Below are 13,405 nucleotides of genomic sequence, written 5' to 3'. Positions count from 1 at the left end.
TCTCTGGGGCGTGAGGTCCCTGGCCCGATCCTCACCGAATGAGCAGGAACGTTAGCGATGACGGCTTCCCTCTCCCGCGAGCACTGCCGAATATCCTTCGCGATAGCTCGGATAAACAAAAGAGAAGCCCGTGCTTTTCAGCAGGTCATTGCGACAACGCTTACCGCTCCCCCTGCCATCGCTGGCACCGTCTGCACTCGTCGGCGGCACTGGTCGGTCGATTCTGCGGGCGAGAAAGCCGACGACCTCGCGTTGATCGGCGGGCTCATCGTCTACCCCGATGTAGATACTGGCGGGCGATGTGACCATTATCGCGAGGTGCACGATCGCCGCCGCAGCGTCATCACGATGGATCAGGTTGGTGAAGTAAGGGTTGAGCGCTAACGTTTCGTTCCCCTCACGAATGCGGTCGATCTGACGGGTGCGGCCCGGCCCGTAGATTCCCGCCAATCGCAGAATTGTCGAGTTAGCGACACTCTCGAGCAGCAACACTTCGGCTTCTCGCAAGACAGTTGCCGTCTCCGAGGCGGGTTTCGCTGGCGTAAATTCGTCGACCCACGAACCATCGCTGACACCATAGACCGCGGTCGACGAGACATAAATAACTCTGGGCTCTCTGGCGCAGTCTCGCTCAATAGCAGCGGCGATGTTCCGCACACTTTCGACATAGGTAGCGAGATAGCCGTCGCGCGTGCGCTCATCGGGACTTACGGCAATCACTACGACGCTGGTATCTGCAGGAAGCGTGGGCACGTGCGCAGACAGATCGACGGATTGCCCAGCGATCTCGGGCGGCAGCTTCTCGACCGAACGCCGCAGGCCCACTACAGGATGCCCCAGCGCCGCAAAGCGGAGCCCCGCCTCGATGCCGAGGTCACCACAGCCGGCTATGACGATGGTCATTGCTGTCTCCTCACGTCTCCCGCGTTGCACTCTGCAGCACGCTGTCGCGTTCTGCACGAGCAGGCACCTCACGGCACCCGCCGCTCAAGAGTAACGAGAGACAGCTGGGTGTTTTCCTGCGGGTGCGCAGACGCGAAAGGGCCCGAAAGCCGAAGCTTTCGGGCCCTTCGTGAAACCTCGTGGCGTCAGCCAGTCAGTTACCGCGTGAGACGCAGATTATGCGAGACGTGCGGCGAGGTTCTTGTCGAGCGTGTCGAGGAACTCTTCGGTGGTTTCCCACTTCTGGTCCGGCCCGACGAGCAGTGCGAGGTCCTTCGTCATGTGACCATCTTCAACCGACTTGATGACGACATCCTCCAGGGTCGAAGCGAACTCGATGAGCTCCTGGTTGTTGTCGAGCACACCACGGTGAGCGAGTCCTCGGGTCCACGCGTAGATCGAGGCGATCGGGTTCGTGGAGGTTGGCTTGCCCTGCTGGTGCTGGCGGTAGTGACGCGTCACGGTTCCGTGAGCTGCCTCTGCTTCAACAACCTTTCCGTCTGGCGTTGCCAGAACGGAGGTCATGAGGCCGAGCGAGCCGAAGCCCTGGGCTACGGTGTCGGACTGTACGTCGCCGTCGTAGTTCTTGCAAGCCCAGACGTAGCCACCTTCCCACTTCATGGCGGATGCGACCATGTCGTCGATGAGGCGGTGCTCGTAGGTGAGGCCGGCTGCTTCGAACTTGTCCTTGAACTCGTTCTGGAAGACCTCTTCGAAGATGTCCTTGAAGCGACCGTCGTAGGCCTTGAGGATCGTGTTCTTCGTTGAGAGGTACACGGGGTAGTTACGCGTGAGGCCATAGTTGAGGCTGGCACGCGCGAAGTCGACGATCGAGTCGTCGAGGTTGTACTGAACCTGAGCGATTCCGTCGCCTGGTGCGTCGTAGACCTCAAACTTCATGGGCTCTGAGCCATCTTCGGGAGCGAACTCGACGGTCAGCTTTCCCTTGCCCTTGAACCGGAAGTCGGTAGCACGGTACTGGTCGCCGAAGGCGTGACGGCCGATGATGATCGGCTTGTTCCAGCCTGGAACGAGACGGGGGATGTTCGAGATGATGATGGGCTCGCGGAAGATTACGCCACCAAGGATGTTGCGGATGGTGCCGTTCGGGCTGCGCCACATCTTCTTGAGACCGAATTCTTCAACACGGGCTTCGTCGGGGGTAATGGTTGCGCACTTGACGCCAACACCGTGCTTTTGGATGGCGTGAGCCGCATCGATGGTGATCTGGTCGTCGGTCGCGTCGCGGCTTTCAATGCCGAGGTCGTAGTACTCGAGGTCGACGTCGATGTAGGGGTGAATCAGGGTTTCCTTGATCCGGTGCCAGATGATTCGCGTCATTTCGTCGCCGTCGAGTTCGACGACGGTGCCTTCTACCTTGATCTTGGACAAGCTTTGCTCCTTAGTTAGTGGCCTCTACCAGCTTACTCTTTTTCTTAAGTATCTCGACATCGAGATACCTTGGCGCATCTGTCTACCTCGGACTAGCCTGTATCCATGGGTGACTTACGACTTGAAGAATTATCGGCAAGCACCATCGTTGCCGCCAACAACCTCACGCTACGACGCGGTCAAGAGCAGTTCGTGACGCCGCCCTCCTATGCGATCGCTGATGCTTTCATCGATCCGCTCACGTCGTGGCCCCGCGTGGTTCTCGACGGAGACAAGGTTGTTGGTTTCATCCGCGGCAACTTTGACCCCGAAGCTTCGCAAGAAGAATTCCGCAGCTGCATCTGGCGCGTGAGCGTGTCCGGTGATGCTCAGGGTGCTGGCGTCGGTCGTTTCGCCGTTAAAGCGCTCTGCGAAGAGGCCCGCAGTCGCGGATTCGATCGAATCACCGCAATTTGGGAAGAGGGCGACGACGGCCCAGAACAATTCTTCCTCAAGGTCGGCTTCAGCGTTGTCGGCGAAACCCAGTATGGCGAAAAGCTCGGCGAGTACACGCTGTAGTCAGTTCGCTTTTCCTCCGCAGGTCCGACAGTCCTTCGGGCTCCGCTCGGCTCCGAAATACAGAAATCACAGTGGTGAACACCCCTAACGACGATTTTGTGAGTCGCGTGCTTGCCGTAGTTGACGATATTCCGGAAGGTCAGGTCATGACCTACGGCGATGTCGCGGCGACGCTCGGTTCTCGGGCAGCTCGCGCCGTCGGCACCGTGATGGCCCGTTACGGCTCAGACGTCACGTGGTGGCGCGTGATTCGTGCGGGCGGGCATCCACCGGTCTGTCACGAAGATCAGGCACTCGCTTATTACGAGACCGAATCAACGCCACTGAGATGGATGCCCGACGGCAGCTATCGGGTCGATCTGAAGCTTGCGCGCTTTTGCCCCTCTGCGTAGCGCACCGAGCCATTATTCGCCCGAAAGCACTTCCACAAACCGCAGCACAGCAACCGCACCAGGATCGCGGTGACCAATGGTTCGTTCCTGTTGCCACGCTGCTCGTCCCCGTGCTGACTGAAGCTGAGCGGAAGCATCGACCGCGAGCCGAGCTGCGGCCGTCACGGTCGCTCCCTCGGTTGATCCTCTCGTCCCGGCAAGCGCCTCAATGACAGGGTGCAAAACATCGAGGAAGGTCTTGTCTCCGAGACGCGCTCCACCCTTTTCGCTCACACGATCGAAGACTGCCTGAAGCGCGACCACGAGTTCATCGAGGCCGAGTTCACTTCGAGCCGGCATGGCATCGGCCGCAGCAAATAGTCCTGAGCCAACCAAAGCGGCAAACGTCGAGGGGTTCGCTGCCGCGAATGCACTAGCAGCAGCACGGAGCAGTGTCGCCGCGTCAGAATCTTCGGGCAGCTCGCTGAGAGCAGCAGCAACGGCTGCGCTTCCCTCGGTCACCGTGATTCCGAGGTCTCCGTCGCCGAGCGCTGCATCGAGTTCCCGAAGCTCTTCCCCATAGGCGGACATCGCAGGAAGGCGCTCAATCAGCAGCTGCCGTGCGGCACTTCGCTTGCCGGTCGTGACCGGGGCAGGGGCGAAGGCGGATACTGAGGCATCGACCAGGGCCGGAGCATTCGCCGCCGAGATCGTTTCGGTGGTTCCCTGTTGGAAGAACGGCGACGCTGCCGGAGCAGCAATGAGCGCCTCAAGTTCATCGTCAAGGATCATGATCGAGAGCGACGCTCCGGCCATTTCAAGGCTCGTGACATATTCGCCAACGAAACGATGCGCGATAGTCACCCCGCGCGCTGCGAGCACGGTGTTCACCCGGCGATACATGACGTAGAGCTCTTCTAGCGGTGTCGCGCCCAAGCCATTAACGAGCACAGCAACACGTGCACCGTCCGTCAACTTCAGTTCGCCAGCAATCCCTTCGAGAAAGCGATCGGTGATCTGATCGGCAGACTCCAGCGGACCGCGATGCGTACCCTGTTCTCCATGGATACCGACCCCGATTTCCATTTCGCCATCAGCGAGGTGGAATGTTGCTTCTCCCGCTGCCGGCAGAATCGTTGGCGACAGGCCAACCCCCATCGTGCGGGTGTTCTGCACACCAGCGTTAGCAATGCGCGTAACTTCATCAAGATTCAGCAGCTGGTCGGCAGCAGCGCCGGCCACTTTGTAGACCAAGAAGAGCCCAGCAACGCCGCGGCGATCGGCGGCTCTTTCCGGCGGTGCAGAGAGGAGGTCGTCCGTTCCGAGGACCGTGTTGACCTGGATGCCATTGGTGCGGCACATCTCGGCGGCAATGTCGAAATTGTAGACGTCTCCCCCATAGTTGCCGTAGAGGTAGAGCAGCCCGGCGTCAGAACTAACCGCCTGCGATGCGGCATAGATTTGGGCCGACGAAGGAGAGGAGAACACGTTGCCGATTGCCACGGCTGAGCAGAGTCCTTGACCGACGTACCCGAGAAAAAAGGGCAAGTGACCAGAGCCGCCACCGGTGACGATGCCCACCCGCCCAGTTTTCGGTGAATCTACGCGAACGAGGGTGCGATTGTCTGTCGTAGCTGGCCGAATTTGGCTGGCGTGGGCAGCAAAAATGCCCTCCATGACTTCGTCAACGAAGGCGTCTGGCTCGTTAATAATCTTGCGCATGGTCTAGTTCTCGTTGTATTCGGTGGCGAGTGACTGAATCGTGAGGAGGTCAGTGTCACTCACGGGTGCAATTGCTGAACGCACCGGGCTCGCGGCAAAATCACGGGCAGCGATTCCTGCTTTGAGGTGAGTCAGGCTGCCTGCACGTACCGCGGTTACGGCTTGCTCAACTTTTGCTTGCCAGTGAGCGATGGCGTCAGCGTCGTTGGCAATGAGAGCATCGCGGAGCTTCACGAAGGGTTCGGGGTACGCCGACGATACTCCCGAGATAATTCCGTGGCCGCCAGATTGAATGAGCCAGCCGAAGGACACGTCGTTGCCGGAGAAGACGGTGAATCCTTCCGGCGCTGCAGCGATGAACTGCTCGACGCGTTCGTCGGGTTCGCCGCTCAGCTTCACTCCGGCAACTCCAACCTCGACGAGTCGCGAAAGCACGCTCGGCAGCGAGTGACTGGAGGTACGGGCTTCGAAGAGATACGCGAAGATTTCGGCACCATCGGCAGCGTTCACGAGACGGCGGTAGTAGTCGACGACCTGGTCTTCGGGTGCCGGCTGGAAGAACGGGGTGATCGCTGCCATGCGAGTCGCTCCCAGGGCGACCGCACGGCGCACGAGGTTCTCGGCCTGTCGTGCGGTCGCGGCGCCGACGTGAAAGTAGACGCTATCTGCCGGAAAAATGTCGAGGCAGATCGAGAGAATTTCGATGCGTTCATCATCGGTGAGAGACGGGAACTCTCCCGAAGTCCCGGCGGGGAACAGTGCGTCGACGCCGTGGCCACGGAGCCATTCCACATGCGAACGGATGCCCTCAAGGTTCAGAGTTTCGTCGGCGTTGAAGAGGGTCGGCGTGGCGGTGATGACGAGGGGGGTCAGGGGAATAGTCATGGTTCTGATCACTTTCGGAGAGGGTCGGTTGGTAACGATGTCGTAGCTTGCTGCGCTGTAACGAGTTGGGCGAGCTTTCTGCGCTTGACGCGCGCGAACAGTGCAGGGAGGGTGATCGCTGCGGCACTGATGATCAGTGTCGTCACGGCGATCGGGCTGGTCAAAATGTTCTCAATCCCGCCAATTTCTAGCGCTCTCCGAAGGTTGCCCTCGGCGAGTTTGCCCAAGATCAGCCCGAGCACTACGGGTCCCGCGGGGAATCCCGTGCGCCTCAGAACCAACCCGACGAGACCGAACAGCAGCATGACTCCCACATCGAAGACGCTGTTGTTGACGGCGAAGGTTCCCACCATGCAGAACACGATGATGACGGTCCACAGGAAGGCTGGCTTGAGTTCGAGAAGTTTGGTCACGCCACGCAGCCGCACGAGGCTGAGTACCAACGTGAGAACCGTCGCAACCACCATGATTCCCGCGATCGTGTAAACAAGATCTGGGCGATTGGTAAAGAGCGCCGGCCCTGGCTGAATACCCCAGATGATCAGCGATCCAATCAGCACGGCCATCACTGAGTCTCCCGGAATACCGAGAGCCAGCGTTGTGGTGACGGATGGACCGAGTGTCGCGTTCGAGGCAGTGTCTGTAGCGGTCAGACCTTCGATCGAGCCTTTTCCAAACTCTTCGGGGTGTTTCGATGCCTTCTTCGCTGCTGCCCACGACATGATCCCGGCAATATCGCCGCCTGCTGCAGGAACAGCGCCTACGACAGCACCAACTCCAGATCCTACGAAGAGTGGCCTGACCATCTGGCGCAGCTCTGCGCGGTTGGGCCACCAACGCCCGAATTGGGTGATCGGAGTATATTTCTCCGCCCGATGACTCAACATCTGGTCGAGCACGTCGGCAACACCGAACAGGCCAATAATTGCGGCGATGAAGGGGATGCCATCGCTGAGCTCCAAGATCCCGAAGGTGAAGCGTTCCGTGCCCGTAATGGGGTCGCGGCCAATAACGGCCAGTGCCAATCCGATGGCTCCAGCAATAAGCCCCTTGCCAATCTTGCCGCCAGAGACGCCAACCATCATGGTGAGGCCGAAGACAACGAGGGCAAACATTTCTGCCGGGCCAAACTGAAGCGCAATCTTTGAGAGGGGGATCGCAGCGAAGACGAGCAACAACAGACCGGCAAACGTGCCAATCGCTGAGGCGAACGCGGATGTCGTGAGTGCTACTCCGGCCAAGCCCTTCTTCGCCATCGGATAGCCGTCGAAAGTCGTCGCGATTGACGCCGGAGTTCCGGGAGTATTCACCAGGATCGCCGGAACGCGATCGCCAAAGTTGGCAGCGACGTAGATCGTTAAGAGCACCGCCAGCCCCGGGACCGGGTCCATGGTCAAAGTAAAACTGCTGGCAAGAGCGACGGCCATTGTGGCCGTAACGCCGGGAAAGGCCCCGACGAGCATGCCTACAAGAGCACCGATCAAAATACACAGCAGAACAAAGGGGTCGGCGAGCTGTTCGAGACCAACTGTCACGGGGTTCATAGCGGCACCTTCAATAGCAGTCCGAACAGGGTGTACAGCACGCCGGTACACACGAGGGGGAAAATAACGATCGCTTTCCAACCGCGCGCGCCCAAGATGAGAACGAGTGCCACAAAGAGCAGTGCGGTTGCGATCGGGAAAGTAACGAAATACCAGACCACCGCGTACGCAGCGATTGCGCCGAAGACGGCGAGTACGCGGCCGTAGCCAGTTCGCGTCGCGGGCTCCATTTCATCGGGAACACCAGGACGCGCGATGTCCTTGATGAGCACACCGGCGCTCAAGATCGCAATGAGAGCGCCGAGCGACTGCGGCCACCATCGTGGGCTGAAACTTGTCGCAATGTTGGGCTCGACGATGGACTGCGATATTACAAGGACGACGAGTCCAAAGATGAGTCCAATTGCCGGGCCTGCGAGCGGGCCGACCAGCCGGCGGAAACGAGATTCGTCACCGCCGGCCGTGGGGGCCTGCTCCGAAAGAACAGGAGCAGTCATTGTTTTACTCTGCGAAGAGCGCGCCGAATCGCTCCGATTCCGTGGTGAAGAACGTCGTGAAGTCGCTCGAGTTCTTGTAGACCGGAAGGTTGCCCGACTTGTTGATAACGGAAGTGAATTCTTCAGATTCGACTCCGGCTTTTACAGCGTCTGACAGTGCATCGCGCACAGAATCGGGCAATCCAGCGGGAGCACCGATTGCGCCCCAACCACCGATGGATACATCGAATCCGAGAGACTTAGCGGTCTCGACTCCGGGCAATGCATCGGAAGCTTCGTCATCGAAGATGGCGAGCACGCGCAGGCGACCATCCGCTGCCGCTGGAGCAGTTTCAGAGATTCCGGCAATAACAGCATCGACCTGACTCCCGATCGCTGCGGTAACTGCTGGAGCTCCGCCGTCGAACGGAACAGGCTTCAACGAGACGCCGGCCACTTCGTTAAGCGCCGTTGTCGCTGCCTGCCAGATCGATCCTGCGCCAGAGTTGGAAACGGTGATGGAATCCGGGTTAGCTTCAGCCGCATCGACGAGATCCTGCAACGTTTCATAGGGGCTGTCTGCCGGCACGGCAATGGTCGCGGGTACCGAAACGATTTGACCGAGAACATCGTAGGCGGCGGGGTCAAGGTCGTAACCCTGATACTGCAGCATTACTGATTCAACAGGGAGGTACCCAATCGTGTATCCATCGGCTGGGCGACCTGAGAGGTAGGAGAGCCCGACTGAACCGGCACCGCCCGTGCGGTTCTCGACGATGATCGACTGCCCGAGGGACTCTTCCATCGCCGCGGCGAGAGTGCGAGCCGACAGGTCGGATGCACCACCAGCGGCGTAAGGAACCACGAGGGTGATCGCCTTACTCGGGTAGTCCTCGTCATCGACAACGGCAGCGTCTCTATTCGCGCAGCCAGCCAAGAGGAGAAGTGCCGCAGCTCCTGCGGCGATGGTGATGAACTTGTTTTTCACTGTTTTCCTTTTCACATCGTTGTGGGTGGTGCGTGCGAGTGGGTGGTTAGCCGCCCGCATACTCACGGCGCACTCGAGCGCGTGAGTGGTCTAGGTGCTTCTCGAGCTCGTCGCATGCTGCGTCGAGCTCGTTTTCACGGATGAGTTCCGCGAGCACGATATGACTGTGCAGCGCGGGCTCGAGATCGGCGTGGCCAACGTTGGCGACAAGAAGAAGCAGTTCGATGGTTGGGCGATACTGAGCCCAGACATCAGAAAGGCGTCGGTGCTGAGACGCGGCGTAAAAGGCCCCGTGGAAGTGCAGGTCGGCGAGGGTAAAAGCGGCGGCATCGACGGCGGCAACGGCGGCCTTCATGTCGACGATGACGGCGTCAAGTGATGCGTTCAGGTCTTCGGAATGCTGAACGACTGACTCGCGCAATGCCAGGAGTTCTAACGACGCGCGTAGGGAGAATAGTTCGTCGATGTCGGCGGCGGTGAGCCCGATGACTGTTGCGCTTCGCTTTCCGCTCGCGACGAGTCCTTCTTGCGTAAGCGTGCGGATGGCCTCGCGAACGGGGCCTCGGCTGACTTGGAAGTCGGTGGCTAGTTTCTCTTCGAGAAGCAGCGAACCGTTCGGTCGCACTTGCGTCACGATTTGACGGCGGAGCTCATCAGCGACTTGGTCGCCGAGCCCGATCGGGCGTTGTGGAAGCAGAGGCTGCATCATTGGTTCCTCACTCTGTTTACAGTAAACAGTAAACGGTAAACACACAGTATCCAGATCGATCAACCGCGTCAAGTCAGCAGTCGCACGCGCGATAACTGCTGCCCACAACTCAGGCGTTAACGCAAAAACCGCCCCGATGCCTGAGCATCGGGGCGGCAATGCGAACGCGCCAAATGAGCGACTAAACGAGCGAGTCGCGCCATGCCGCGTGCAGCTGGGCGAATTTTCCACTTCCCGAGATCAGTTCCTGCGGAGTGCCATCCTCGATGACCCGGCCGTGTTCCATGACGAGTACGCGGTCAGCGATGGCGACCGTCGAGAGACGGTGCGCGATGATGATGGCGGTGCGATCGGAGAGCAGCGTTTGTAGGCCAGCCTGCACGAGACGCTCGCTGGGAATGTCGAGTGACGCAGTTGCCTCATCCAGAATCAGCACAACGGGGTCGGCGATAAACGCTCGCGCAAACGACAACAGTTGTCGCTGCCCGGCACTTACTCGGCCACCCCTCTTGTTCACGTCTGTCTCGTAGCCATTCGGAAGAGCTTCGATGAACTCGTGTGCCCCGACCGCTTTGGCGGCCTTGATGATCTCCTCGCGGGTCGCATCAGGTTTGCCAAGAGCAATGTTGTCTGCGACGTTTCCGGAGAATAGGTACGCCTCTTGGGTGACCATCACGATCGCGCGCCGAAGGTCCTTCGGGTGCAACTTGCGCAGATCAACGCCATCGAGCGAGACAGTCCCCTGGCTGGGGTCGTAGAACCGCGAAATGAGTTTCGCGAGAGTCGACTTTCCCGCACCGGTTGTTCCCACCATGGCGATCGTTTGCCCGGCAGGCAACTCGAGATCAAACTTCGGCAGAATCACCTTGTCGGCGTTGTAGGCAAACTCAACGCCATCAAACTTCACGGTTCCGCTGGCCTTGCGCAGGTCAATCGGAGTCGTCGGGTCAGCGACCGTCGGCTTCTCTTCCAGCACACCAGAAATTTTCTCGAGGGCAGCAGCAGCCGACTGATACGAGTTGTAGAACATCGCCATCTCTTGCGCTGGCGCAAAGAACTGCCGAGCGTACAAGAGCGCACCGAGCAGGGCACCGATCGCGAGTTCACCTGTCGACACCCGAAGGCCACCGATCAACAGAATGAGAGCTAGGGCAACGTTACCGATGAGCACGAGGCCAGGATCAAAAATTCCGAACAATTGGATGACGCGGGCGTTGGCATCCCGATAATTCTCAACGAGCCCGCCGAAATGTGCACGATTGCGCTCTTCTTTGCGGAACGCTTTGACCGCGCGGATTCCCGTCATCGTCTCCACAAAGTGCACGATCAGCTTCGCCGAGGTAGTTCGTGTTTCGCGGAAGTGCAATTGCGAACGCAACTGGAACCAGCGTGTGAGGAACGCCAACGGAATGAGGGCGCCAAACAGAACGATGCCGCTCACCCAGTCGAGCGAGAACATGGCGATCGCGATGAACACCATGTAGAGCGCACCCTGAACAAGCTGGTTGATGCCAGAGTCGAGCAGTTCACGAATCGCGTCGAGGTCGCTGGTTTGACGCGCGATGATTCGGCCAGACGTGTAGCTCTCGTGAAACTCGAGGCTCAAGCGCTGGGTGTGCAGGAACACGCGTTTGCGCAGGTCAAAGAGAATCGCTTGGCTCACGCGCGCACTCAGCACGGTGTACCAAGCGATCAGGGTCGCCCCTGCGACACCGGTGAGCAGGTAGGCGCCAACAGTCACGATGAGGGGCAGTCCGTTGCCATCGATAAGCGCGGGTAGCGCGCGGTCGATGCCAAAAGCGATCAGCGCTGGTCCAGCGACTTGGGCTGCCGTACTCACGACGACAACCGCCATCGTGAGAATCACGCGGGCGCGAAGGGGCGAGATCAGTGAACCAAGAAGTCGCAGCGATCGTTGCCGAATCTGGCGACTCTCGACCTTCGTGTAGTCGTTGCGTTCTTCGCCAGAAGTTCCTGTGACGCTCATGAGGTGACCTCCTGTTCTTCTTCTTCGAGACTGGATATGACGTAGCGATAATGACTGCTCGTCGCGAGCAAATCGGAGTGACGTCCGACCGCGGTGACCTTGCCGTCTTCAAGCAGCGCAACCCGGTCTGCGAGCATCACTGTCGATGGCCGATGGGCCACGATGAGCGCCGTAGTCGAACCGAGAATCTTGCGCAATGCGGCTTCGACCAATGCTTCCGTATCGACATCGAGCGCCGAGAGCGGGTCATCAAGCACCAGCACCGCCGGTTGGGCCGCGACTGCCCTGGCGAGCGCCAGGCGCTGTCGTTGACCTCCAGAGAGGCTGAGTCCTTCTTCACCAACGAGGGTGTCGAGGCCGGCCGGTAAGTCGTAAACGAAGTCGGCTTGAGCGATTCCGAGAGCTTCGCGCAGTTCTTCTTCAGTCGAATCCGGGCGCCCCATGAGCACGTTTTCGCGCACACTCGATGAGAACAGCGTTGCATCCTCAAAGGCCATCGCGAGATGACGCCGCAGCTCCAGCAGGGTGAGGTTGCGAATGTCGACACCGTCGATCGAGATCGAACCTTCAGTCACGTCATAGAGACGTGTCGTGAGGGCGGTGATGGTCGACTTTCCGGAACCGGTCAGCCCCACAAGAGCCATCGTCTCGCCCGGCTCAATAGTGAGGTTGATCCCGTTGATGAGATCGGGCACATTTGCGGGCGAATCAGGGTAGCGGAAGTGCACGTTGGTGAACTCAAGACGCCCTTCGCTCTCAGTGATCGTCTCCGGGTGCTCGGGGTCGGTGATCGGGTTCGCAGAATCCATCACTTCGAAGAAGCGGTCGGCAGCCGTGCGAGCGTCGAACGTCATCGAGAGGAGGAAACCGATCGATTCCACCGGGAAGCGCAGCACCGTTGCCGTAGCAAAGAATGCGACGAGGTCACCAGCCGAAATGTTGCCCTGTACGACGAGCCACACTCCACCGAGTAAGCCGAGTGCGAACATGACGTCGGGCACGAGAAGCAGCCACAGCCAGATACCGGCGATGGCGCGTGCCTTCTCGATCTCGGTGCCGCGCAGGCTTTCGGCCTGGGCCGAGAAACCAATGAGTGCATGCTTGCCTCGCCCAAAGGCTTTAAGCACCCGGATGCCGTGCACTGATTCCTCGACCGTAGTGGCGAGGTCTCCGCTTTGGTCTTGACTGCGGCGCGCGACGATGGAGTACTTCTTTTCGAAGACGTACCCGTACACCCAGAGTGGAATCGAGGTGACGATAAAAATGACACCGAGCACCCACGAGATGTTGACCAAAAAGATGAGGCCAACGACAATCGTGAGCACATTGACGACGAGGAGAACGAGCCCGAAGGACAGCCAGCGACGAATGAGACTGAGGTCGCTCACTGCGCGCGACAGCAACTGTCCGCTCGGCCAGCGGTCATGAAAACTTACGGGCAAATGCTGCAACGTCATGTAGAGGGTGTTGCGCATACGCGCCTCAACATGGGTGCCAGGTGTCAGCACAAAATAGCGGCGCAAAGCGATCATGATCGCCTCGACAACGCCAAGCCCCAGAACGATAAAGAAGGCTGGCCAGATCTCCGAAGAGTCTCCTGATTGCAATGGTCCGTCCACGAGGGAACGCAACACTTGCGGGATCAGCAACGCAACGATCCCCGCGGCCAGCGCGGCGATCATGCCGAGATAGATGTGGGGCATCGCCGGTTTGGCGTAGGGGTAAAGCCGGCGGATCGCCGCAAAAGTGCCGACCGCTTTGTGGCGTTCGGGCTGGACAGACTGTTCTGACACCGTGGATCCTTGACGAGAAGGGATCACCGAGGGCGGTG

12 protein-coding genes are annotated in these 13,405 nt (G+C 59.5%); 2 read left to right on the top strand and 10 right to left on the bottom strand.

Annotation, left to right across the window (positions count from 1 at the left end; genetic code table 11):
- Window positions 1-51: 51 nt before the first annotated feature.
- Window positions 52-903: an NAD-dependent epimerase/dehydratase family protein gene (locus FFT87_RS05490; RefSeq protein WP_219950321.1), complete on the bottom strand. Its 852-nt coding sequence runs from the start codon at window positions 901-903 to the stop codon at window positions 52-54.
- Window positions 904-1,119: 216 nt separating this feature from the next.
- Window positions 1,120-2,334, bottom strand: a complete 1,215-nt coding sequence (locus FFT87_RS05485) for an NADP-dependent isocitrate dehydrogenase (RefSeq protein ID WP_219950320.1) — start codon at window positions 2,332-2,334, stop codon at window positions 1,120-1,122.
- A 105-nt stretch (window positions 2,335-2,439) separates the two neighbouring features.
- Between FFT87_RS05485 and FFT87_RS05480 the strand changes: the two genes are divergently transcribed.
- Both FFT87_RS05480 and FFT87_RS05475 read left to right on the top strand, forming a co-directional pair.
- Complete coding sequence (locus FFT87_RS05480; RefSeq protein ID WP_219950319.1) at window positions 2,440-2,892, top strand: GNAT family N-acetyltransferase; 453 nt, start codon at window positions 2,440-2,442, stop codon at window positions 2,890-2,892.
- A 71-nt stretch (window positions 2,893-2,963) separates the two neighbouring features.
- The gene (locus FFT87_RS05475; protein WP_255560073.1) at window positions 2,964-3,284 is read left to right on the top strand and encodes an MGMT family protein; all 321 of its coding nucleotides are present in this window, start codon (window positions 2,964-2,966) and stop codon (window positions 3,282-3,284) included.
- Between the two features lie 12 nt (window positions 3,285-3,296).
- Here FFT87_RS05475 and FFT87_RS05470 read toward each other — a convergent pair whose 3' ends face one another.
- The 8 genes from FFT87_RS05470 to FFT87_RS05435 form a co-directional block, all read right to left on the bottom strand.
- Entirely contained in the window at window positions 3,297-4,985 is a 1,689-nt protein-coding gene (locus tag FFT87_RS05470; RefSeq protein WP_219950318.1) for a dihydroxyacetone kinase family protein, read from the bottom strand.
- Window positions 4,986-4,988: 3 nt separating this feature from the next.
- Window positions 4,989-5,870, bottom strand: a complete 882-nt coding sequence (locus FFT87_RS05465; protein WP_219950317.1) for a dihydrodipicolinate synthase family protein — start codon at window positions 5,868-5,870, stop codon at window positions 4,989-4,991.
- Between the two features lie 8 nt (window positions 5,871-5,878).
- Window positions 5,879-7,414 (bottom strand): tripartite tricarboxylate transporter permease, encoded by a 1,536-nt coding sequence (locus FFT87_RS05460; protein WP_219950316.1) that lies wholly within the window; start codon window positions 7,412-7,414, stop codon window positions 5,879-5,881.
- Window positions 7,411-7,911, bottom strand: coding sequence for a tripartite tricarboxylate transporter TctB family protein (locus tag FFT87_RS05455; protein ID WP_219950315.1), 501 nt, complete (start codon window positions 7,909-7,911; stop codon window positions 7,411-7,413). Before FFT87_RS05455 ends, FFT87_RS05460 begins: the two co-directional genes overlap by 4 nt.
- 4 nt (window positions 7,912-7,915) lie before the next feature.
- Window positions 7,916-8,878 (bottom strand): tripartite tricarboxylate transporter substrate binding protein, encoded by a 963-nt coding sequence (locus FFT87_RS05450; RefSeq protein WP_219950314.1) that lies wholly within the window; start codon window positions 8,876-8,878, stop codon window positions 7,916-7,918.
- Window positions 8,879-8,924: 46 nt separating this feature from the next.
- Window positions 8,925-9,587 carry a GntR family transcriptional regulator gene (locus tag FFT87_RS05445; protein ID WP_219950313.1) on the bottom strand — a complete coding sequence of 221 codons (663 nt, stop codon included), beginning with the start codon at window positions 9,585-9,587 and terminating at the stop codon, window positions 8,925-8,927.
- 181 nt (window positions 9,588-9,768) lie between these two features.
- A complete protein-coding gene (locus tag FFT87_RS05440) occupies window positions 9,769-11,574 on the bottom strand; it encodes an ABC transporter ATP-binding protein (protein WP_219950312.1) in 1,806 nt (601 codons plus the stop codon).
- A complete protein-coding gene (locus tag FFT87_RS05435) occupies window positions 11,571-13,277 on the bottom strand; it encodes an ABC transporter ATP-binding protein (RefSeq protein ID WP_255560124.1) in 1,707 nt (568 codons plus the stop codon). Before FFT87_RS05435 ends, FFT87_RS05440 begins: the two co-directional genes overlap by 4 nt.
- Window positions 13,278-13,405: the final 128 nt, after the last annotated feature.

The sequence above is a fragment of the Salinibacterium sp. M195 genome, assembly GCF_019443965.1.
In the GTDB taxonomy this organism is placed as follows: domain Bacteria; phylum Actinomycetota; class Actinomycetes; order Actinomycetales; family Microbacteriaceae; genus Rhodoglobus.
The sequence above is the reverse complement of the archived record's forward strand: the minus strand, read 5'-3'. Positions and strand labels throughout refer to the sequence as shown.